19 protein-coding genes are annotated in these 22,668 nt (G+C 42.4%); 16 read left to right on the forward strand and 3 right to left on the reverse strand.

The features are described from left to right. The 4 genes from AC058W_RS16490 to AC058W_RS16505 all read left to right on the forward strand — a co-directional run. A partial coding sequence (locus AC058W_RS16490; protein WP_479390344.1) for an RNA-guided endonuclease InsQ/TnpB family protein occupies positions 1-950 on the forward strand: 950 nt, incomplete at its 5' end. 175 nt (positions 951-1,125) lie between these two features. Next, positions 1,126-1,872 (forward strand): copper homeostasis protein CutC, encoded by a 747-nt coding sequence (locus AC058W_RS16495; RefSeq protein WP_118610087.1) that lies wholly within the window; start codon positions 1,126-1,128, stop codon positions 1,870-1,872. Then, positions 1,872-4,373 carry a transglutaminase domain-containing protein gene (locus AC058W_RS16500; RefSeq protein ID WP_479390345.1) on the forward strand — a complete coding sequence of 834 codons (2,502 nt, stop codon included), beginning with the start codon at positions 1,872-1,874 and terminating at the stop codon, positions 4,371-4,373. The genes AC058W_RS16495 and AC058W_RS16500 overlap by 1 nt, the downstream gene beginning before the upstream one ends. 24 nt (positions 4,374-4,397) lie before the next feature. After that, on the forward strand, positions 4,398-5,708 hold the full coding sequence (locus AC058W_RS16505; RefSeq protein ID WP_118572066.1) for an alpha-L-fucosidase: 1,311 nt from the start codon (positions 4,398-4,400) through the stop codon (positions 5,706-5,708). Positions 5,709-5,929: 221 nt separating this feature from the next. On the opposite strand, the gene AC058W_RS16510 is transcribed toward AC058W_RS16505, so the two are convergent. Further along, positions 5,930-6,448, reverse strand: coding sequence for a hypothetical protein (locus AC058W_RS16510; protein ID WP_479390346.1), 519 nt, complete (start codon positions 6,446-6,448; stop codon positions 5,930-5,932). 241 nt (positions 6,449-6,689) lie between these two features. Between AC058W_RS16510 and cobI the strand changes: the two genes are divergently transcribed. From cobI to AC058W_RS16530, 4 genes are all read left to right on the forward strand, one after another. After that, the gene (gene cobI / locus AC058W_RS16515) at positions 6,690-7,385 is read left to right on the forward strand and encodes a precorrin-2 C(20)-methyltransferase (protein ID WP_479390347.1); all 696 of its coding nucleotides are present in this window, start codon (positions 6,690-6,692) and stop codon (positions 7,383-7,385) included. Next, positions 7,382-8,224, forward strand: a complete 843-nt coding sequence (locus AC058W_RS16520) for an ABC transporter ATP-binding protein (protein ID WP_479390348.1) — start codon at positions 7,382-7,384, stop codon at positions 8,222-8,224. The genes cobI and AC058W_RS16520 overlap by 4 nt, the downstream gene beginning before the upstream one ends. 161 nt (positions 8,225-8,385) lie before the next feature. After that, on the forward strand, positions 8,386-9,117 hold the full coding sequence (locus AC058W_RS16525) for an ABC transporter permease (RefSeq protein ID WP_479390349.1): 732 nt from the start codon (positions 8,386-8,388) through the stop codon (positions 9,115-9,117). Between the two features lie 321 nt (positions 9,118-9,438). Continuing rightward, the gene (locus tag AC058W_RS16530; protein WP_479390350.1) at positions 9,439-12,240 is read left to right on the forward strand and encodes a two-component system response regulator; all 2,802 of its coding nucleotides are present in this window, start codon (positions 9,439-9,441) and stop codon (positions 12,238-12,240) included. A 3-nt stretch (positions 12,241-12,243) separates the two neighbouring features. On the opposite strand, the gene AC058W_RS16535 is transcribed toward AC058W_RS16530, so the two are convergent. Both AC058W_RS16535 and AC058W_RS16540 read right to left on the reverse strand, forming a co-directional pair. Further along, positions 12,244-13,140, reverse strand: coding sequence for a selenium metabolism-associated LysR family transcriptional regulator (locus tag AC058W_RS16535; protein ID WP_117674272.1), 897 nt, complete (start codon positions 13,138-13,140; stop codon positions 12,244-12,246). 44 nt (positions 13,141-13,184) lie between these two features. Further along, positions 13,185-14,348, reverse strand: coding sequence for an aminotransferase class V-fold PLP-dependent enzyme (locus tag AC058W_RS16540; protein WP_479390351.1), 1,164 nt, complete (start codon positions 14,346-14,348; stop codon positions 13,185-13,187). Positions 14,349-14,673: 325 nt separating this feature from the next. Between AC058W_RS16540 and yedE the strand changes: the two genes are divergently transcribed. From yedE to AC058W_RS16580, 8 genes are all read left to right on the forward strand, one after another. Then, entirely contained in the window at positions 14,674-15,756 is a 1,083-nt protein-coding gene (yedE, locus tag AC058W_RS16545) for a YedE family putative selenium transporter (RefSeq protein ID WP_117674274.1), read from the forward strand. An 89-nt stretch (positions 15,757-15,845) separates the two neighbouring features. Continuing rightward, entirely contained in the window at positions 15,846-16,052 is a 207-nt protein-coding gene (locus AC058W_RS16550) for a sulfurtransferase TusA family protein (protein WP_117674275.1), read from the forward strand. Continuing rightward, positions 16,049-16,291 carry a putative Se/S carrier protein gene (locus tag AC058W_RS16555; protein WP_008706323.1) on the forward strand — a complete coding sequence of 81 codons (243 nt, stop codon included), beginning with the start codon at positions 16,049-16,051 and terminating at the stop codon, positions 16,289-16,291. Before AC058W_RS16550 ends, AC058W_RS16555 begins: the two co-directional genes overlap by 4 nt. Positions 16,292-16,536: 245 nt before the next feature. Further along, entirely contained in the window at positions 16,537-17,601 is a 1,065-nt protein-coding gene (locus tag AC058W_RS16560) for a LacI family DNA-binding transcriptional regulator (RefSeq protein ID WP_479390352.1), read from the forward strand. A 243-nt stretch (positions 17,602-17,844) separates the two neighbouring features. Next, the gene (locus AC058W_RS16565; protein WP_479390353.1) at positions 17,845-19,119 is read left to right on the forward strand and encodes an ABC transporter substrate-binding protein; all 1,275 of its coding nucleotides are present in this window, start codon (positions 17,845-17,847) and stop codon (positions 19,117-19,119) included. A 16-nt stretch (positions 19,120-19,135) separates the two neighbouring features. Next, entirely contained in the window at positions 19,136-20,023 is an 888-nt protein-coding gene (locus AC058W_RS16570; RefSeq protein ID WP_117674277.1) for a carbohydrate ABC transporter permease, read from the forward strand. Next, complete coding sequence (locus tag AC058W_RS16575) at positions 20,020-20,862, forward strand: carbohydrate ABC transporter permease (protein ID WP_117674278.1); 843 nt, start codon at positions 20,020-20,022, stop codon at positions 20,860-20,862. Before AC058W_RS16570 ends, AC058W_RS16575 begins: the two co-directional genes overlap by 4 nt. A 43-nt stretch (positions 20,863-20,905) precedes the next feature. Continuing rightward, the gene (locus AC058W_RS16580; protein ID WP_479390354.1) at positions 20,906-22,579 is read left to right on the forward strand and encodes a glycoside hydrolase family 13 protein; all 1,674 of its coding nucleotides are present in this window, start codon (positions 20,906-20,908) and stop codon (positions 22,577-22,579) included. Positions 22,580-22,668 lie beyond the last annotated feature (89 nt).

The raw sequence follows: 22,668 nt of genomic DNA on the forward strand, positions 1-22,668 counted from the left end.
TCTCAAATAATGTAACCAAACAGGCAATTAAAGATGCCTGTACTGCTTATAAGAACTTTTTCAAAGGTTTGCAGAAATTCCCAAGATTCAAGTCAAAAAAGAGATCAATGCCGAAGTTCTATCAGGACAACGTTAAGATACGCTTCAGTAATACACACGTAAAATTTGAAGGCTTTTCTTCCAGCAGGAAAGCAAATAAACAAAAAATGAATTGGGTAAGACTTGCAGAACATGGACGTATTCCGACAAATGCTAAATACATGAACCCGAGAATATCTTTTGACGGATTGAACTGGTGGATCAGCGTATGTGTAGAATTTCCTGACTGCAGGGAAACACTTAATGATGACGGAGTCGGCATAGACCTGGGAATCAAAGATCTGGCTGTCTGCTCTGATGGGACTAAGTATAAGAACATCAATAAGAGTCAGAAAGTAAAGAAATCAGAAAAACAAAAACGCAGATTACAGCGTAGTATCTCTCGTTCTTACGAGAAAAATAAGAAAGGGGAAAGTTACTGTAAAACAAATAATGTAATCAAAAAGGAAAAACTTTTATTAAAACGAAATCACAGATTAACAAACATCCGTAAAAATTATTTAAATCAGACCATATCGGAGATCGTAAATCGAAAACCAAGATTTATATGTATTGAAGATCTGAATGTCAGCGGAATGATGAAAAACAGACATTTATCCAAAGCAGTTCAGGCACAGGGATTTTTCTGGTTTAGAAAACAGCTTGAATATAGGTGCAGCGATAAAGGGATCCAGCTTATTGTGGCTGATCGGTTTTATCCATCCTCAAAGCTTTGCAGCTGTTGTGGAAACATCAAAAAAGATCTGAAGTTATCTGACAGAGTTTATAGATGTGCGTGTGGGAATATGATTGACAGAGATTTCCAGGCATCTATAAATCTCAAGACTTATGGAGAAAAATTTGCAAGCTGACACTGAAATGTTAATGCAAATATGTACGGATACGTTAGTTCGGAATTTACGCCTATGGAGAGTACAGGAACTTGTGAGTAGATTGATATTTATATCATCAAAAGCATACTCGTTGAAGTAGGAATGGAACATAGAAGTTTATAACTTTTTATAAGTTTTCAGTAACGGCAAGTACGTGAAAGAATATATTTTGGAAGCCTGTGTAGATTCTGTAGAATCTGCTATGGCAGCGGTTGAGGGAGGCGCAGACAGGCTGGAACTCTGCGGCAACCTGATCATCGGCGGAACCACTCCGGGACCGTGGCTTTTTGATGAGATAAGAAAGCGTTCGGATATCAGGATCCATGCCCTGATCCGTCCGCGTTTTGGAGATTTCTGCTATACAGATGCAGAATTTTCCATGATAAAGCATGCAGTAGAAGATTTCAGGAAAATGGGTGCTGAAGGTGTTGTATTTGGGGTGCTGAAACCGGATGGCACATTAAACATGGAACAGATGAAAGAACTGATGGAGGCGGCAGGGGATATGTCGGTGACCCTTCACAGAGCTTTTGATGTATGCGTGGATCCAATAGAAACAATGGAACAGGCAATCTCACTGGGAATCAATACGATCCTTACTTCAGGCCAGCGCAATGTATGTCTGCAGGGGGCAGATCTTTTGCGGGAACTTGAGGAAAAGAGTCGTGGACGTATCACAATCCAGGCAGGAAGTGGTGTCGGCGCATCGGTGATCCGACAGCTTTATCCTCTGACAGGAATAAAAGCATATCACATGACTGGTAAGAGAGTAATCGACAGTGAGATGCAGTTCAGAAAAGACGGAGTGAATATGGGACTCCCTATGCTTAGTGAATATGAGATATGGCGTACGGATGCAGATAATATCCGCGCTGCAAAGAAAGTTCTGGAGGAATTATAATGGCAGAACCGAAGATTTTTTTGAAAGAGAACAGGGATCGAATTGAAAAGAGCTACCTGGAGCAGGCGAAGAGCCTGCCCCGGGTTTTTGCGGCTATAGATGAAAAAATGCAGGAATGTACAGAGGAAGTGGCGCTTGCATGTAAATATTTATACGCATTTATGCCATACAGCGATATAGGAAATTATCCATTTGAAGTATTCCTGGATTATGCTGAAAACGGTGTGCAGCTTTGGAAAGAGAATCCGCAGGTGGCGGCTCTCCCGGAAGAGATTTTCCTGAATTATGTGCTGTTCCACAGAGTAAATGAAGAAGAAATTGCTCCTTGCAGAACTTTCTTCCGCACAGAGATTGGAACCAGAACGCAGGGAATGAATTTTAAAGAGGCAGCCCTGGAAGTGAACTACTGGTGCGCCGAAGAAGCAACCTATCACTGTACAGATGACCGTACTTTATCTGCGGTTTCCGTATATCGAAGAGGTAATGGAAGATGTGGTGAGGAGTCTGTATTTACAGTGAATGCCCTGCGAAGTGTGGGCGTTCCGGCGCGCCAGGTGTATGCGCCGAAATGGTCTCATTGTGATGACAATCATGCATGGGTAGAAATCTGGTGTGACGGTGAATGGTATTTCCTTGGAGCATGTGAGCCGGAAGAAATCCTGAATAAAGGATGGTTTACGAATGCTTCTTCCAGAGCGATGATGATTCACTCCCGTGTATTTGACACAAAAATTCCGAACGGAGAAGTGATCGGCAAAGACGGCATGGTTACTATGCTGAATGAATTGAAGAGATATGCTGTTACAAAGGAGATTACAGTATCCGTAAAGGATGAACAGGGAGCTCCGGCTGAGGGCGCAGAGGTTTCTTTTGAAGTACTGAATTACTCTGAATATGCACCGATCGCAGAGAAGAAAACAGACAGTAAGGGAACCGCCAGACTGACAACAGGACTTGGGAGTCTGCATATTTCCGCAAGAATGTGTTCTGACGGCGAGTGGTTCTATGCGGAAACAGTTATGAACACTGAGAAAGAAGATAACTGTGAACTTTGTCTGGTACCGCAGGATAAAAGAAATGACGGCGAATCAGAAAAGTGGACAGCAGCAGATATATTTGCTCCTCATGACGCACCTGTAAACACAGACATGCCGACTTTAGAACAGAAGGCGAAGGGAAATAAGCGTCTGGCAGCAGCCAATGCACACAGAGAGCAGAAAGTAAGAAACTGGTCAAATCCGGAATGTGAACGTTTTCTGGAAAAAAAGGTAAACAGGATAGAAGAAGCCATTGCTGCCTCATACAGAGAGGATCTCCTGAGGGTTCTCACAGAGAAAGACAGAACTGACTGTATCAGTGACGTTCTGGAGGAACACCTGGAGCTGGCAATTCCATATCATGGTATGATGAAAAAGGATACCTTTGTATCTTATGTGTTAAATCCAAGAGTAGATGATGAAGTTCTTCAGAAATACAGAAGAGAGATTAAGAAGCATTTTTCCAGAACTGAGAAACAGGAGCTGAGAGATGACCCTTCCAGAATCTGGAATCTGATCGAGAAGGCAATTGTTTCCAGACCGGAGAAAGAGCGTTCCAGTGTGATCACAACACCGGCAGGATGTATAAGGACCTGTACAGGAAGCTTCCTGTCAAAGAAAATCCTGTTTGTTGCAATAGCGAGAACCTTTGGAGTAGCGGCAAGACTGAATCCACATGATCGTTCTATGGAATATATGGAAAACGGAAGATTCGTTCCTGTGCTTGCAAGAACAGAGAAGAACTGTACTCTGATCCTGAAAGCAGGAGAGACTGTAAAGTGGAAATATTTCCAGAACTGGAGTATTGCAAAACTGGAGAATGGAAGATATACATCACTGAAACTGGGAGCAGAGAATTTCGAAGATCAGATCCTGAATCTGCCGTTGGAATCCGGAAACTACAGGATTCTTACTTCAAATAGACTTCCAAATGGAAATATGTTTGCAAATGAATATCATTTTGAAATTCAGCCCGGAGAGACAAAGGAGATTGAGCTGGTACTCAGGGAAGCAGATCTGGAGGATATGCTGGAGAATATTTCCATGCCGGATTTTATGCTGAAAACTGAGGATGGTACAGAGTTGAAAGCATCTGACCTTACAGCAGACGGAAAACATATCCTGATGTTTCTGGAAGAAGAAAAAGAGCCTACTGAACATATCTTAAATGAAATGATGGAGCAGGAAGAAGCTTTTGCAGGATATGCAGAGCAGATTATTTTTGTAGTGAGAAGTAAAGAAGCACTGGAGACACCGACACTGTCCAAAGCACTTGCAAAGTTAAAAAATATTCAGATTTATTATGATGATTTCTCAGAGATTATCAATACTCTGGGAAGACGTATGTACGTAGACCCGGATAAACTTCCGCTGATCATTGTGACAAATGGAAGCCTGAACGGAATTTATGCGACCAGCGGCTACAATGTAGGAACAGGGGATATGTTGTTGAGATTAATGTAATGAAGAATTGTAGGAGAAAAAATTATGTATCAGTTTAACAGAAAAGAATACGAAGAACGTATGAAGTGGTACCAGGATGCGCGTTTCGGAATGTTTATCCACTGGGGATTATATTCTATTCCTGCAAGAGGAGAATGGGTACGCAGTACAGAGGAGATGCCTGAGGAAGAATACCTTCCGTTTATGAAAGAATTTGATGCCAGAGACTATAACCCGAAACAGTGGGCAAAAGAGGCAAAGGCAGCAGGTATGAAATATGTAGTTCTGACTGCGAAACACCATGATGGTTTCTGTTTATTTGACAGTAAATATACAGATTATAAAGTTACCAATACACCTGCAGGAAGAGACCTGATCAAAGAATATGTGGAAGCCCTTCGCGAAGAAGGTCTGAAAGTCGGTCTGTATTTCACCTTACTTGACTGGCATCATCCGGACTATCCTCATTACGGAGACCGCATCCATCCTATGAGAAACCATCCGGAATGCAGTAATGAAAACAGAGATTTTTCTCGTTATATAGAGTATATGTATAATCAGGTGGAAGAGGTCTGCACAAATTATGGAAAAATCGATATTATGTGGTTTGACTTTTCATATGATGATATGCGGGGCGAGAAATGGGGAGCAACAAGACTGATAGATATGGTCCGCAGATTACAGCCGGGAATCATCATTGATAACCGTCTGGAAGTCAGCGGTGAGGGAAGAGGTTCTCTGTATGACTGCAATCCGACACCATATCATGGCGATTTCGTAAGCCCGGAACAGATCATCCCGCCGGAAGGAATCTGCGACAAAGAAGGGAATCCGATGGTATGGGAAGCATGCTTCACCATGAACAATAACTGGGGCTACTGCGCAAATGACCACTATTACAAACCTGCTTCTATGCTGATCAAGAAGCTGGTAGAGTGCGTTTCCAAAGGTGGAAATATGATTCTGAATGTAGGACCTGATGCGAAAGGTAAATTCCCGAAAGAGTCCTCTGCGATTCTGGCGGAAATTGGACGCTGGATGGATAAGAACCATGACAGTATCTATGGATGCGCTCCGGCAACAGATATCCCGAAACCGGATTACGGACGTATCACCAGAAATGGAAACAAGTATTATGTCCATATTTATGAGAATACATTAGGACCACTGCCGCTGATTGGCTTTGACAAGAATAAGATTGTGAAAGTACGTGCCCTGGATGACGGACATGAAGTGCCGATTTCTACTTTATGGGTGCACAGCGATTATCCGGATATCGCATTTGTTGACCTTGGTCCGGATCCTGTACTGCCGGATCCTGTAGACTATGTGCTGGAAGTGGAGATGGCAGAATAAAAACAGGTGATAAGCCCTAAAAAAATTTATATTTGCTATTATCTTGCTTAAAAGTTTAACCGAATCAAGTAAGTCCCCTGCGGAGGTTGCGAATATCCGATTGACAAGCCTTTTGTATCAATAGGAATAATTTGCAGACAATATAAAAACGAGTTGCTATATTCTTTGTTTCTGGAATATAGTAACTCGTTTTTGGGGGTAAAAAACAGATACCTTAAATTCTAACAGCGGTTTCTCTTATTAACAAAGTAGTTCAAAATCCCGCCGCCCACAATAATTACAAGAGCAACCGCAACAACTCTCTTAGCGGCTTCCTGTGGCATCTGGCTTTTGGAGCCAATGGATTCTGAGTAGAATGTAAGCGTATAATTAATCTCATGAGGTGCGCCCATTGCAGTGGTATCTGCAATCACAGGCATGCCTTCATCCAGCGCAGTGACAGGAATTTCAAATTCTGAATTTGCTCCCTCTTCATTGAGTGGAAGATACTTTTCCCCGTCCACGATCATATAATCATAGTTGGAACTGCTCCACTGAATTCTGGCGGTCACACTGCCATCTTTTACAGTGATAAGAGTCGGAGTAGTAACACTTGCCTTTCCGCTTCCTCCCTCTAAGTCCACCTGGATAGAATATTCTCCATCTTCTTTATCAAGAGTCAGAGACTGCGCAGCAGGCACAAAACTCCACATCGACAGACAACAGATCAATGTTGCCAGAAATGCAAAAATCTTTTTCATTTTTTTTTCCTCACTTAAATTTCAGTAATTTTCATCATCCCACAATTGAAATTAATTGTCAATACTTCGTTGAAAAAGTGGTTGGGCTTTAGTATAATAGGGATATTGTCTGTAAGTTAAATAGAAGACAATAAAAAGGAATATTTCTGATAGAAACATTCAAACAGAGGCTGATGTGTAAGGCCTTTGAGACAATAAGAAGGAAATTAAAAAAGAAACCATTATACAGGAGGATATAAGAATGAGTGGAATTTTATACGGAGTAGGAGTAGGCCCTGGAGATCCGGAGCTTATGACGTTAAAGGCAGTACGTCTGATTAAGGAAAATGACATTATTGCAGTCCCTGGAGCGGATGTCCGCGAGACTGTTGCATACAAGATCGCAGTACAGGCAGTTCCGGAACTGGCTGACAAAGAACTTCTTCCAATCTATATGCCTATGACACATGACAAGGCAGAACTGGAACTTAATCACGAAAAAGGAGCCAAAGCCCTTGAAGCAGCTCTGGATACAGGCAAGAATGTTGTATTCCTTACTCTGGGAGATCCGACAATCTATTCTACATTTACATATGTACAGAAGAGAGTAGAAGCAGACGGCTATCAGACAAAACTGGTAAGCGGTATCACTTCCTTCTGCGCAACAGCAGCACGCTTAAATATCCCGCTGACAGAGTGGAACCAGCCGCTTCACGTACAGCCGGCCGTACACCGCCTTGACAGTGAACTGGATCAGCCTGGAACCTATGTACTTATGAAATCTGGCAAGAAGATGAATCAGGTAAAAGAGATTCTTGCAAGAAGTGAACGCGAAGTCCGCATGGTTGAGAACTGTGGTATGCCGGATGAGCATATTTACAACAGTGTGGAAGAAATCCCGGATGACGCCGGATACTATTCCCTTATCATTGCCAAAGAGAAAGCCGAAGAGAAATGATAGAGACAAAAAATCTGACGAAAACTTTTGACAATTTTACAGCAGTGGATTCCCTGAACCTGAAAATTGAAAAAGGTGAGTTTTTTGGTCTTCTCGGACCAAACGGAGCAGGCAAGACAACGACCATCAGTCTGCTCTCAACCCTTCTTCTTCCGACAAAGGGAGAAATCCTCATAGATAGTCAGCAGCTTACGAGAAAGCGCCCGGACCTGAAAAGAAAAATCAGTGTGATCACTCAGGAGTATTCCATGCGCCAGGATATGAATATGGATGAGATCATGGAATACCAGGGGCGTCTTTATTTCATGCCGCGAAAAGAAATCAAGGCAAGAACAGAGGAACTTCTGGAATTCTGCGATCTTATCAAATTCCGCAAGCGTACAGTTCGTAAGCTCTCCGGTGGAATGAAGCGTAAGCTGATGGTCTGTCGCGCACTTCTGACAGAACCGGAAATCCTGCTTCTGGATGAACCGACAGCCGGAATGGATGCTCTTTCCAGAAGACAGATGTGGAATCTTCTGCGAAAACTGAATGAGAAAAATCTGACCATTCTGCTGACCACGCATTACATGGAAGAAGCACAGAGTCTCTGCAATCGTGTGGCACTGATGGATCATGGTAAGCTGGAGGAGGTAAGTACTCCGTCAGCACTGATCGAGAGTCTTGGAGCCTATGCGGTAGATGAGATGACAGCAGATGGAACAAAGAATCACTATTTCCATACACGTCAGGATGCAATCCGGTATCTGGAAAATCTTACAGGGCAGGCTTCACTTCGCGAGACCACACTGGAGGATGTTTTCGTAGAAAGAGCCGGAAAACACCTGATTTCCAAGTAACAGGCGGTTGTTCGCTACTTTTGCTGCGTGGTTTTACACCGGATACTCCTTGGGCTTTACTCAAGGAGATTCATATTTTCTGCATCGCATAGCGTGTTACCGGGCACAGAGTGAACAGTTACGAATAAATGAGAATATAAATGAACTTGGAGAAAAGAGTAATGGGAATTATAACAATATTATGGGAGAAGTGGGTAGAATTCCGCAGAGATTTTTACAAGATCACACTGGCAGCCATGATCGCGCCTCTGATGTATCTGGTCGTATTCGGAATGGGAATCCAGACAACTTCTCATGGACAGCCATACCTGAACTTTTTGATTCCGGGTGTGGTATCACTTACAACTATGAATGGAAGCTTCAACGCCATCGCGCAGAACCTGAATGTCCAGAGACTTTATGAGAAAGCCTTTGACCAGGTTATGATCTCACCGACTCCACTGTGGCAGTTTATCGCAGGCCAGATTATCGGAGGAAGTCTGCGTGGACTGTATGCAGGAGGAATTATCCTGCTCCTCACAGCACCAATCGAGACAGGCCTGATCTTCAACGGCTGGTCATTTCTTGTGATGTTCCTCAATGGAGCGGTATTTTCTGCTATCGGAGTGGTAGTATCATTTCTTGCAAAAAATCATGCAGACGTGCCGAGATTTTCCAACTACATTATCATGCCTATGGCATATTTATGTAACACCTTTTTCTCAACAGAGAAACTTCCGGGATTTGTAGGCAAGTTTGTAGCAGCTCTGCCGTTATCCCAGACCAGTCATCTGATGAGAAGTATTTCATCAGGTGAGGCGGTGAATTACACCGGTATTGGGATTCTGCTTCTTTATCTGCTGGTGTTTACTGTAGCAGCATCATGGTTTATTTATAAGAAGAAAAACCTGTAATAAGAAGAAAAAAATCTGTAACTGACTGACAAGGAGGAGCCTGTGCTCCTCCTTGATCTGGTTATGCATTATATATCAATGTGAATCTTTGTAAAGAGAAAAAAGGGAATCATATACTGGCAATGTACGAAAACGTTGCTGTTCACTCTGTTCTCAGTAATCCTTTTACCGGTGAATAGCAATGAAATGGTATATTCCAATTATTGACTTTTATTCTTTGAATGATATACTTAAATTATGCATAACCGAGCAGCTGTTTTTGGCATCTGTCCGGTTAAATTTTCACACAGCCATAATAACAGAAGAAAGGGCATACATTATATGAGTAAGCCAAAGATATTAATCGTTGATGATTCACAATTAAACAGAGAGCTCCTTGCCTGTATGCTGGAAGATAACTATGATATCTGTGAAGCTGAAAATGGAGAGCAGGCAGTTGAAATCCTTGAAAGATGCCATAAGGATTTCAAGCTGGTGCTCCTTGACCTGATCATGCCGGTGATGGACGGTTATCAGGTACTTGCTGTTATGAAGGCAAAGCAATGGCTGGATATGTTGCCGGTTATCTGTATTTCATCAGAGACTTCCGGAGATAGCATCCGTCGGGTTTACAGGCTGGGAGCAAGTGATTACTTCTCGCGTCCCTTTGATGCAATGACAGTTTTTCATCGCGTTGAGAGTACGATTGCGCTGCATGACAAGATGACGGGAGATCTGCAGGATGCGATGAAAATGCTATCATCTATTTTTCACAGGATACTCAAGATTAATCTCTCGACAGATACTTATACAGTTATCAGAGGAAAAGACAGTATTGTTTCCATGCCATCAAGTCTCTCTGAAAGTCTTAAAATGATGGCAGATCTTAAATATATTTATGAAGAGGATCAGGAAGAATATCTGAAATTCTGCAGTATGGATAATCTGAGAAAAGAACTTGCAAAAGGCAGAGAACGCATTTCCCTGAACTACAGAACTCTGATAAAACAGGAGTACCGCTGGGTATGTATGGAAGTCATCAGAAGTGCAGAATATAAACCGGATGACCAGATTGCCATGATGTATATCCGGGATATCAATGATGAATATCTGAAACAGCTGGATAAGATCATACGCCATGCAAAAGATGCGTTTGCCTCAGTTACAGTAAATATTTCGGATGGAAGCTGTATTATGGCAAACAGCAGGATTGCTTCACTGGAGCTGAAAGATGTAAATGAACCACTGGATTCTTATATTGAGCGGATCAGTCAGTCTATTCCGCAGAGAGAAGTGAGAACTCAGTACAGAAAGGTGTTTTGTGTAGATAATCTGAGGGAATGTCTGGCACAGGGAAAAGATATGATCCAATGGGAATGTCCTGTGTATGCCGCAAAAGGGATCAGCCTGAGGATGATCAGAACCACAGTTGAGATGGTCCGGAACGTTTCTTATGACAGGCTGGAAGCACTGATCTATTTTTTTGATATTACAGAGAACTATTTTTCAGAGCAGATTCCGCATATGCTGTACAGAAAGAATTTTGACAGAATAGAGATTATTGATGGGCAGAGAGACTGTGTGAGACTGGATCATCCGGGTATCTGTGCCATGGAGATGGTTCTGGCAGAAGAAATCAGTTATTCCGGTTATGTTACTGAAGTTATGAAGAGATTTGTTCCGGATGATGAGAAATCCGTATATGACAAATGTGTGCGTCTTGATACCATTCGGAAAGAACTGCAGGAGAAAGAGAGATATTCTTTCTCTGTTCATCAGTTTAATAAGGAAGGGGAGAAATGTTTAAAGAACTATACATTTTTTTACCTCAATAAATTTTTTGACATTATTGTATCTACAGTTGAGGATATTACGGAGAAATTTGAACAGGATATTCTGACGGGCGGATATAACAGACAGGGCTTTATCCGTCATGTGGAACGGATCCTGAAAGAAAGTGAAGACAGAACCGGATATGCGGTTGTATTTTTCGACATTAAGAATTTCAAGGCAGTCAATGAGCTTTTTGGAACAGAAATCGGAGATATGATGCTGCGCAAAGTGTACGAAGATGTCCGAAAATCTGAACTGAAGCCTCTGGTGTCGGCACGTGAAGACGCGGATCATTTTATCTGTCTGGTAGAACGTAAGAATCTCAATCTGGATATGCTTACCGGAATGTGTCAGAAGAAACTTACCCGGGGAGGAAAAACACTTCATTTGTCTGTCAAATGTGGAATTTTTATGCTTGAAAAGAAAAAAATGTCTGTAAATGGAATGATCGACAGGGCAAAGATTGCTCAGAGATATATTACCGATGAGTTTGTCCAGTCATATAAGATTTATGATTCTTCCATGAAGAATACATATATAGATAAAGCGACATTGGCAGGTGAACTGGAGGAAGGGATTGCGAAGGGACAGTTCAAAGTATATTTTCAGCCTGTTGTGGATGTAAAGACTGGAAAGATTGCATCAGCAGAATCTCTGATCCGATGGTTCCATCCGCAAAAGGGATTTATTTCACCGGGTGTATTCATTCCTGCGCTGGAGGATAGCGGACATATTTCCGAATTGGATCTGTATGTGCTGGATTCGGTTAATGAATTTCAGAAGAAACGTTATCAGTCCGATAAGATTACAGTTCCGGTATCAACTAATCTGTCATGGATGGATTTCTATGATGAGAAGATCATGAACTGGCTGGAGAGAAAATGTGCGGATACTTCCATACCGTCCGGTCTGAGCAGAATGGAGATTACAGAAACTTCCTATGCTGCCATTGAAGCAGACAGAAGTGCAACTCTGGAGGCATTAAGAGAAGCAGGGATTCTGCTGCTTCTGGATGATTTTGGAAGCGGATATTCTTCCTTTGGAATGCTCCAGAATTACAACTTTGATATTATGAAAATTGATATGAGTTTTGTGCGGCAGATAGAAACCAATACCAAAACACGCAGTATTATCCGCTTCATCATTGAAATGGCACATACTATGGATATAAAGATTATAGCGGAAGGTGCTGAAACTAAAGAGCAGGTCGAGTTCTTAAGAGATAACGGTTGTGATTATATCCAGGGGTATTATTTTTACAAACCGATGCCGGAGAAAGAGTTTGTGAAACTGTTGGATGCCGGCAGATAACAGTTACATATAATAGTCTCGCGCAAACTGCACAAATTGCTTTACATGGGGTTTCAGAATCCTGTTTTTGCTATAGACAATATAGAAACTGCGTTTATGAGCAGATTCCTCCAGCGGAAAGACAAGAATCTGCTTTGTCCTCTGCAGGTCAGTGACAGAGCGTGATGAAAGAATAGAGATTCCCAGACCATTAACAATGGACTTTTTGATGCTTTCCAGGTCATTCATGCGGGCGATCACGTTCAGATTGCCTGTTGTGATGCCTGCGCGATCCAGAAAAAGGTCCATTTCTTTTTTTGTGCCGGAGCCTTTTTCCCTGAGAATAATAGAATCTTTCAGGAAATCATGAAAAATAGCGGGTGTTTCCCTGTCCTTGAGTGCAAGATAGTGATCTGTTACAGGAGTTGCAATGACCAGCTCATCATGGCAGAAAGGAATAAACACGCAGCTCTCATCACGTGTATTCTGGCCTACCAGAGCCAGATCTACAGTTCCGTCCAGTACCCGGCTGATGGATTCTGAACTGTCTGACTGTATGGAGTGAAAATAAACATCAGGATGCGTTTTTCCGAAAGCAGCAAGCAATTCCGGCAAAAGATAAGAAGAAGGAATGGTAGATGCAGCCAGATCTATCATATGTTTGTGGGCACCTGTAAAATTCTCAAGCAGATTATTTCTGATCTCCAGCATACGGACTGCACTGTCATAAAGCTGGTAGCCTTTGGCTGTAATCGTTGTTTTCTTTGTAGTGCGGATGATCAGTTTCATATGCAGTTCATCTTCCAGAGAACGTATATGAGCACTGATCGTAGGCTGAGTCAGATAGAGGCGGCGGGCCGCCTCTGAGAAGCTGCCGTAATCCACGACAGCGACGAATGCTTCTAACTGTTTAAATTCCATTGTGAAAATCTCCTTTTATGTACGAAAACGATGTACGAGGATTGCTATAGTAATGCGGATAATGCATCTAAAGCAATATCCAGTTCCTGCTTTGTATTCTCAGGTCCGAAAGAAAAACGGAGAGTACCCTCCGGGTATGTTCCAAGAGTTTTATGTGCGTTTGGTGCACAGTGAAGGCCGACTCTTGTCATAATTCCATAAGTACTGTCCAGTTCAAAGGCGGCCTGAGCCATGTCCATATGTAAGGTCTGGACGGATACAACTGCACAACGGTTTTCAATATTTTTTTTACCGATAATACGCAGGAATTTTTCTTCAGGATCCAAATTCAGGATACCATCTATAAAGTATTGTGTCAGCATTAATTCATGTTGGCGGATTTCTTCCATGGACTGTTTCTCCAGATCACAGAGTGCGGCATGAAGTCCCAGAATCCCCGGGATATTGGGAGTTCCGGGTTCGAAACGATCCGGAAGAAATGCCGGTACTTCCTCAGAATGAGAGGCGCTTCCTGTTCCGCCGCTGATAAGAGGCTCGATCTGCGCTGCCAGTTTATTGCGGATCAGAAAGCCACCTGTTCCCTGTGGCCCTCTGAGTCCCTTGTGACCTGTAAATGCCAGTGCGTCTATGTGATATTTCTCCATATCAATATCAATGGTTCCTGCTGTCTGTGCAGTGTCCAGAATAAAAAGAAGCCCATGTTCCCTGCAGAAATTTCCGATTTCTTGTGCAGGCATGACAGTTCCGCATACATTGGAAGCATGAAGACAGACCACAAGCTTAGTCTCAGGACGAAGGAGTGCAGCCGCTTTATCAAGCAGAAGACTGCCGTCAGAAGCGCATGGGATCCTGTCAAAAGAAATTCCATGTTTCTCCAGCTGTACAAGAGGACGCATCACTGCATTATGCTCCATAGCAGTTACAAGTACATGATCGCCGGGTTTCAGAAGTCCTTTCAGAAGAACATTCAGACTGGCAGTGATATTTTCTGTAAAAATAACATTCTTACCCTTTCCGGAAGTAAAGTGAAAGAGCTTCAGAAGCTGTTCTCTTGTCTCAAAAATCTGCTCCTCCACAGAATAAGCTGCCCGGTATCCTCCCCGGTTAACATTCACAGCAGAGCCTGACAGATAATCATAAACTGTCTGTGCTACAGATGGCGCCTTGGGAAAAGACGTACTTGCCTGATCCAGATATATTTTATTCATAGTAACAAATCCCCCGATTTTTATATAATTAAAGATTATATGAGAATTGCAGGAGCTGCTTTGCAGCGGAGCAATTCGTAGATATCAGGTTAGGGGCAAAATATCTTTTGTCCCTAACATCATTATAGTATAGCACAACTTATAAATGATTTCTATAAATAACTATAAAATACGGCTATAATGAATTAGTGATTTCAGCATAAAAATGATAAAATAGATACAAAGAAATTGTGCTGACAATAAAAAAAGTCAGTGATGTACTCTCACAAAAGCAAGTGCAATAAAGACGCTGAGAGTACATAATGCAAAAGGAGGAAAGAAATAAATGAAAAACGAAAAGGGAACCATAGTTCTGGCAGGAGGCGTGATCGGTCTGATCGCTGCAATTCTGGTGTTTTTTGGAAATCCGGCAAATATGGGCTTCTGTATTGCCTGTTTCCTGAGAGATACCACAGGTGCGCTGGGACTTCATTCAGCGGCAGCAGTTCAGTATATCCGCCCGGAGATTATTGGTCTGGTACTTGGAGCATGTATCATTTCACTTGCTAAGAAAGAATTTCGTCCAAGAGGCGGCTCTGCACCTGTGACCAGATTTACACTTGGCGCATTTGTTATGATCGGATGTCTGATGTTTCTTGGATGTCCTTTCCGTATGATTCTGCGTCTGGCAGGCGGAGACGGAAATGCTCTGTTTGGACTTGTTGGATTTGTAGCCGGTATTCTTACAGGAACTGTTTTCCTGAAGAAAGGTTACACACTGAAACGTTCTTATAAGATGCCGAAGCTGGAAGGTGGTATTTATCCTGCATTCCAGATCGTGATGCTTCTGTTACTGACAGCTGCACCTGCATTTATCCATTTCACAGAGCCGGAAGGCGGACCTGGAGCAAAACATGCTGCAATCATTATCGCACTGGCAGCAGGAATCATTGTTGGTATCCTGGCTCAGAGAACACGTCTGTGTATGGTCGGCGGTATCCGTGATGCGGTACTTTTCAAAGAATACAAATTACTGTTCGGCTTTGTTGCAATTCTTGTGACAGCATTGGTAATGAATCTGATCCTCGGTGCAGTTACAGGAACATCCTATTTCAATCCGGGATTTGCGGGACAGCCGATTGCACACACAGATGGACTGTGGAACGCACTTGGCATGTATCTGGCAGGCTTTGGATGTATTCTCCTCGGTGGATGCCCGCTTCGTCAGCTGATCCTTGCAGGCGAGGGAAATACAGACTCTGCTGTGACTGTTCTCGGTCTGATGGCAGGTGCTGCTTTTGCCCATAACTTCGGACTGGCATCTTCCGGTGAAGGTCCTACAGCAAATGGAAAAATTGCAGTTATTATTGGGATTGTGGTAGTTGCAGTAATCGCAGCAGTGAACTCCATGAGAAAAGAAGAAGCCTGATTGTCGGAATGCAGACATTATTTCCGCAATTAATACGCTCATTTTGCGGAAAGTATTTTTTTAGACACACTCTAAAAGGAGAGAGACGAATGAAGAAAGTAGATGCAAGAGGTTTATCCTGTCCGGAACCAGTGATCCGTGCAAAGAATGCAATGGAATCCGGAGACAAAGAATATGAGATTCTGGTTGATAATGTAGTTGCAAAAGAGAATGTATCCAGATTTGCAACACATCAGGGATATCAGGTACAGGCAACAGAGCAGGGAGATGATATCCTGCTGAAACTTAAAAAATGATCACATATATAGCAACCTTCTATTCCCATTATGGAGCTATCCAGTTTCGAAGAAACTGCCAGGCAATGAATCTGAGTGCAGAAGTCATGCCGGTCCCAAGAGATTTAAGCTCCTCCTGCGGAACCTGTGTGAGATTTCATACAGAAGCGGACTTCCCGGAGAAAACAGAGGAAGTCGAACAGATTGTCAGAGTAGAACCGCAGGGATATGTTGGGATTTATCATGCGGATGAAGAATAAAAGTATCATTCAGTTCATCCTTTGAATAACTGCGCGTCGCATTCTCGTTATTTTCCAATGATGAGAGTCAGACGCGCAATTTTGTTTCAATCTGGGAAATAACTATACCATTCGCTTGTCTGCGAATCCGATTGCACGGGTATAAAAGCCTCAGCGTAGCTCGCTATGCCTGCGTTTTTATAATAATATAAGAACGGAAGTTTACTTAAAAACATATATATGGTATAAACATTTTATAGAAAAGGATGTCTTTAACACGATTGTATGAATCTATAAAATATCGTAAAGCAGGAGGCGTTAAAATGATCAGACTTCAGGATATTGCAGATATGGCGGGGGTGAGCCGGACTACGGTTTCCAATGTAATCAATGGAAATACCAAGAGAGTGTCTCAGGAAACCATAGATAAGATTACCCGTATTCTGAAAGAACAGAATTATGTTCCACATATGGGATCTGTGATGTTGTCAGGTCATGGCTCCAGAATCATCGGAGTAGTTCTTGGATTTGCCACTGCCCATGGAATGCAGTCTCTGCAGGATTCCTTTGTGGGAGAGCTGATCGGAACCATACAGACAGAAGCAGAACGGAAAGGTTATTTCGTCATGCTTATCGGCGGAGAAAAAATTGAAGATGTAGTAGATATGGCTTCCAGGTGGAATGTTGAGGGTCTGATCATTCTGGGATACGATGAGGAACGATACAGACAGCTGTCCAGAAAACTGAACAAGAAGATGATATTGATCGATGCATATCCGGAAGGGGAATACACCTTCCAGAATGTAGGAATTGACGATTATTCCGGTGGATATCAGGTTGGAGAATACCTGTATTCCTGTGGATACCACAGGGCATTGTTTATCGCAGAGACAGATAAGGACAGTGATTCCCGCAGATGGAACGGATTCAAACAGGCTATGGAAAAGCAGGGCGGTTTCTGCAGCAAATCCCGTCTGATCGTAGTTCCGGGGGAGAAGAGACAGCGCCTCAGCAGGTATGAAGAGCTGCTTCCCCGTTTCCTTGAAGTAAAGGCACTGGCGTTTTCTTCGGATTACGGAGCGATTGAGGCTATGAACTATTTCTTTGATCATGGGATTAAGGTTCCGGATCAGATTTCCATAGTAGGTTATGATGACAGTATTTATGCGGAGTTTGTCCGTCCCAGGCTGACTACGGTTCATCAGGATATCCACCAGAAGGGCGTAATCTCCCTGCGCCGTCTGCACCGGATGATAGAGGGAGAAACTTTAAAAGAAATGAATATCAAGAGCCCGGTGCGGCTGATAAAAAGAGAGTCTGTGAAAGAATAGCAGGCTCTTTTTTACAATTTACAGAACTTATCCGGTTGGGTTAACAGTGTAAAAACATACTGATTATTGTATGATATGCACAAAAATTGATTGTGAATTTTGTGTGAAATTTAAGTTTCCCGAGAAACCTGTTGATTTTTACAGACAGACTGCGTTATGATAAAGTCACCAAGGGAAAATAGAGGTTGCGCAGCCTTCGTAGTTAATGAAATAAAAAGAAAATTAAATTATGGAGGAGAAAAAATGTATAAAAAAATAATAAGCACATTGGTAATTGGTACTTTGCTTGCCGGCACATTAACAGGATGCGGCGGTTCGTCTGACGCAGGTTCCTCAGCGAAAAGCTCAGGTAAAACAGAACTGGAACTTTTTTCCACAAAACCTGAGAACAAGGATACAATTCAGAAACTGGTAGACAAATATAATGAAAGCCATGACGATGTGACAGTAAAGGTTACTGCTCCGCCGGATGCAGGAACTGTATTAAAGACCAGAATGGCAAAGAATGATATGCCTGATATCGTAGCAATGGGTGGCGATAACAACTACACTGAGGTTGAGGGTGCAGGTATGCTGCTTGACCTGGGTGATCAGGATTATATCAAGGATGTACAGGAAGCCTATATTGACATGGTTTACGATGTAAATAAGGACAAAGAAGAGACAATATATGGTGTTCCATTTGCTACAAATGCTTCCGGTGTCATCTACAATACAGAGAAATTCGATGAGCTTGGACTGGAAGTTCCGAAGACCTGGGATGAGTTTATAGATCTTCTTCAGAAAATCAAGGATGCAGGCGAGCAGCCATTACTGATGACTTATAAAGATGCATGGACAGCAAATGCACCATGGAATTCCATAGCAGCAGACCTTGCACCGGAGAGCTTCGCAGATGACCGCAAAGCAGGCAAGACAACATTTGTGGGAACTCATGAGGAGATTACAGAGAAATATCTGACACTTCTTGATTATGCACAGGATGATTTCATGGGACTTAGCTATGATGACGGAAACAAGAAATTTGCCAACGGTGACGCTGTAATGATCATCAATGGAAACTGGGCAATCAGCCAGTACCGTAATGCTAACCCGGATGTAAAAATAAACATGTTTGCAATTCCGTCTTCCAATGATGAATCCCAGAATAAGGTTACCTCAGGTGTAGATGTGCTTCTGGGCGTAAGCAAGAGCAGTTCCAATGTAGATGCAGCTAAAGATTTCGTTTCCTTTATGATGGAAAAAGAAAATGTACAGACTTATATTGATGAGCAGTTCTCATTCTCCGCATTAAAGGGTGTAGAGCAGAGTGATGAAGCAGTATCAGGTGTACAGGAAGACATCAGCAATGGTAAAGTTGCCAACTTCGAAGACCACTACTACCCATCAGGATTTAATATGTCTGTACTGCTTACTGAACTTAGTTTAAATCGTGCAAATGGAATGGATGATAAGGAAAACATCGAACAGTTCCTGAAACAGTGTGACGAAAAATATGATGTTGCGAATGTAGATTAAGTGAGGGGATGAGCCTATGAAGAAAGCAGCGAATCGTAAAAGACCTGCTGTCAATAAAGTTTACTATATTTATGTTGGTATTCTTGCAGTATTATTTTTCATCTTCCATACAATTCCTTTCCTGAAAGGTGTATTCTACAGCTTTACTGACTGGAGAGGATATGGAGACTGGAATTTCGTAGGGCTGCGTAATTACCTGCATATGTTTGTAGATGCAGATACAGGAAATGCCTACATTTTCACCTTTAAATTTGCTGTGATCACTACGATCCTGGTTAATGTGATCAGCCTTGTGCTCGCATGCGCATTAAATGCAAAGATTAAATTCAAAAATACCATTAAAGCATTTTATTTCCTGCCGTATATGCTGGGAAGTCTGATCGTGGGATTTATCTTCAACTATATTTTTGCAAACCTGGTTCCGGAGCTTGGAAAAGCTCTGGGAATCAAGGCTCTCAGTGTGAATATTCTGGGTACTAACAATGCGATGTGGGGAATCATTGCAGTATCTCTGTGGATCGGATGTGCATTCAATACACTGATCTATATTGCAGGACTCCAGTCTATTGATACAGATGTATATGAAGCTGCTGACCTGGACGGAGCTACAGGATTCAAGCGGTTCAGCAAGATCACTTTCCCTCTTCTGGCACCGTCCTTTACCATTAATATGGTGCTCTCGGCCAAAGGTTACCTGATGGTTTACGATCAGATCATGGCCATGACAGATGGTGGACCCGGAACAGCAACTACTTCCATTGCAGTCCTGATCTATAAGAAGGGATTCGGCGGAGGACAGTTCGCCTACCAGTCAGCTAATGCAGTTGTGCTTTTCATTGTAGTTGTGCTAATCTCTGTGTTACAGCTGCGTATACTTGAGAAGAGAGAGGAGAAGTTAGGATGAAACAGGGTGTAGCGAAGGTAAAAGAACGTTACAACTGGCCTGTAACGATTCTTCTTATTATAGGAATTGTGCTGATTATTCTTTTGCCTCTGTATATGGCACTGATGATCGCAATCAAGGATCCGTCTGACATGAATAACATACTGGCATTACCCAAAAAGCTGCGTCTGCAGAACTTCGTAGATGCCTGGGTGATGACAAATTTTCCACAGAAATTTTTTAACACTGCATTTATTACAGTGATCAACCTGTTCTTTACATTGATCACAAATTCTTTTGCAGCATATGCAATAACCAGAAACAGGAAAAAGAGTAAATTCTTTTCTATTATGTACTATTACTTTATCAGTGCTATGTTTATCCCATTCCAGGTAATCATGCTTCCATTGGTTGTACAGGCGAATGCCTTCCATCTGGATAATATTTACGGTATTACTTTTTTGTACATTATCTTCGGTCTGCCTATGAACACTTTCCTTTATACAGGTGCGATCAAGGCGATACCGGAAGCACTGGATGAAGCAGCAATGATCGATGGTGCCAACCCCATCCAGATTTTCAGCCGGGTCATTTTCCCGGTATTAAAACCAACTACAGCAACAGTAGCAATCCTTTCCTTTATGTGGACATGGAACGACTTCAGTATGCCACTGGTACTCTTAAGTGATGAGAGCCAGCAGACCTTACAGCTTGCACAGTATGTATTCAAGAGCCAGTTCTCTGTAGACTATAATCTGGCATTTGCCTCTTATCTGCTCGTACTGGCACCTGTACTGATCGTATATATCTTCTGTCAGAAATGGATCATGAACGGTGTTGTTGCCGGTGCAGTAAAGTAACACATCAATAAACTTGAGAAATGCAAACAGGAGGCTTACGTTTATGAAGAAAACCTGGTGGAAAGAAAGTGTTGTTTACCAGATCTACCCCAAAAGCTTTAAAGACAGTAATGGAGACGGAATCGGAGATATCAGAGGAATTATTGAGAAGCTTGACTATTTGAAAGAGTTAGGTGTGAATGTTCTCTGGATTTCTCCTATGCTGGAGTCTCCTCAGGATGATAACGGCTATGATATTTCTGATTACAGAAAGATATACAAAGATTACGGAACCATGGAGGATTATGAAACTCTCCTTGCAGAAGCGCACAAAAGAGGAATCAAGATTCTCATGGATCTGGTTGTAAACCATACTTCCGATGAGCATTCCTGGTTCGTCGAGAGTCGTAAATCCAAAGATAATCCTTACCGTGACTATTATATCTGGAGAAATCCGGTGAATGGTAAGGAACCAAATAACTGGGGCGGAGTATTCGGAGGTTCAGCCTGGGAATATGACGCACAGACAGATATGTACTATCTTCATCTGTTCTCCAAGAAACAGCCGGATCTGAACTGGGAGAACGAGAAGGTTCGCCGGGAAGTTTATGATATGATGAACTTCTGGTGTGAAAAGGGAATCGATGGTTTCCGTATGGACGTTATCAGCATGATTTCCAAAGATCAGAAATTTCCTGACGGAGAGATGAATAACGGATTGTATGGTGATTTCGGTCCGTATAGTGTTCATGGTCCAAGAATCCACGAATTCCTGCATGAAATGAATCAGGAAGTTCTTTCCAAATATGATGTGATGACTGTGGGGGAAACCTCAGGAGTTACCATTGAGGAAGCACAGAAATACGCAGGTGATGACAGAGAAGAACTGAATATGGTATTCCAGTTTGAGCATGTAGAAATCGGTGGTGGTGATTATGGCAAATGGACCACAGAACGGTATGATTTCAAAGAGTTCAAGAAGATCATGATCAAATGGCAGGAAGAACTGGCAGGAAAAGCATGGAACAGCCTTTTCCTTGGAAACCATGATCAGCCAAGAAGTGTATCCAGATTCGGAAATGACAATCCTGCTTACCGCGATATTTCAGCCAAGATGCTGGCGACCTGCCTTCATATGATGCAGGGAACCCCTTATGTTTATCAGGGTGAAGAGCTTGGAATGACTAATGTTTATTTTGATAAGCTGGAGGACTACCGTGATATCGAGAGCCTTCATTATTTCACTGAGCTGACAGAGACAGGCAGACTGACACCGGAGTATATGATGAAATGTTTGATGCTCAGAAGCCGCGATAATGCCAGAACACCAATGCAGTGGGATACTTCCGCAGGTGCAGGTTTCACTACAGGGAAACCATGGATTAAGGTAAACCCAAATTACCAGCAGATCAATGCGGCAGATCAGTTAAAAGATCCGGACTCTGTTTTCCATTATTATCAGAAACTGATCCGTCTGCGTAAAGAAATGGATATCATCGTATACGGAGAATTTGAGGCTCTGTACCGTGATCATGACCAGATCTTTGCTTACATAAGAAAGCTTGAATCAGAGAAGCTGCTCACAGTATGTAATTTCAGTGCACAGGAAGCGGAAATGGAACTTCCGGAAACATTCACAGAAGGAGCTCAGTGCCTGATTACGAATATGGGAAGAAAAGTATTTGACAGGAAAATCATCCTGAATCCATATGAGGCATTTGTACTTTACAGAAAATAGAATAGTCTGAAAAAATACCCTTTCGTATAATATGACGAAAGGGTATTTTGTATGTATTACTCCTGTGAAGGCATGTCTTCACTAAGTTT

The organism is Blautia sp. CGZ-1-C1 (assembly GCF_056504575.1).

Coding starts and splice junctions, on each gene's coding strand:
- AC058W_RS16560 (WP_479390352.1), top strand. CDS start 16,537: ATGTCTTTAACACGATTGTATGAATCTATAAAATATCGTAAAGCAGGA.
- AC058W_RS16510 (WP_479390346.1), bottom strand. CDS start 6,448: ATGAAAAAGATTTTTGCATTTCTGGCAACATTGATCTGTTGTCTGTCG.
- AC058W_RS16540 (WP_479390351.1), bottom strand. CDS start 14,348: ATGAATAAAATATATCTGGATCAGGCAAGTACGTCTTTTCCCAAGGCG.
- AC058W_RS16505 (WP_118572066.1), top strand. CDS start 4,398: ATGTATCAGTTTAACAGAAAAGAATACGAAGAACGTATGAAGTGGTAC.
- AC058W_RS16535 (WP_117674272.1), bottom strand. CDS start 13,140: ATGGAATTTAAACAGTTAGAAGCATTCGTCGCTGTCGTGGATTACGGC.
- AC058W_RS16530 (WP_479390350.1), top strand. CDS start 9,439: ATGAGTAAGCCAAAGATATTAATCGTTGATGATTCACAATTAAACAGA.
- cobI (WP_479390347.1), top strand. CDS start 6,690: ATGAGTGGAATTTTATACGGAGTAGGAGTAGGCCCTGGAGATCCGGAG.
- AC058W_RS16555 (WP_008706323.1), top strand. CDS start 16,049: ATGATCACATATATAGCAACCTTCTATTCCCATTATGGAGCTATCCAG.
- AC058W_RS16575 (WP_117674278.1), top strand. CDS start 20,020: ATGAAACAGGGTGTAGCGAAGGTAAAAGAACGTTACAACTGGCCTGTA.
- AC058W_RS16580 (WP_479390354.1), top strand. CDS start 20,906: ATGAAGAAAACCTGGTGGAAAGAAAGTGTTGTTTACCAGATCTACCCC.
- AC058W_RS16520 (WP_479390348.1), top strand. CDS start 7,382: ATGATAGAGACAAAAAATCTGACGAAAACTTTTGACAATTTTACAGCA.
- AC058W_RS16525 (WP_479390349.1), top strand. CDS start 8,386: ATGGGAATTATAACAATATTATGGGAGAAGTGGGTAGAATTCCGCAGA.
- yedE (WP_117674274.1), top strand. CDS start 14,674: ATGAAAAACGAAAAGGGAACCATAGTTCTGGCAGGAGGCGTGATCGGT.
- AC058W_RS16565 (WP_479390353.1), top strand. CDS start 17,845: ATGTATAAAAAAATAATAAGCACATTGGTAATTGGTACTTTGCTTGCC.
- AC058W_RS16550 (WP_117674275.1), top strand. CDS start 15,846: ATGAAGAAAGTAGATGCAAGAGGTTTATCCTGTCCGGAACCAGTGATC.
- AC058W_RS16500 (WP_479390345.1), top strand. CDS start 1,872: ATGGCAGAACCGAAGATTTTTTTGAAAGAGAACAGGGATCGAATTGAA.
- AC058W_RS16570 (WP_117674277.1), top strand. CDS start 19,136: ATGAAGAAAGCAGCGAATCGTAAAAGACCTGCTGTCAATAAAGTTTAC.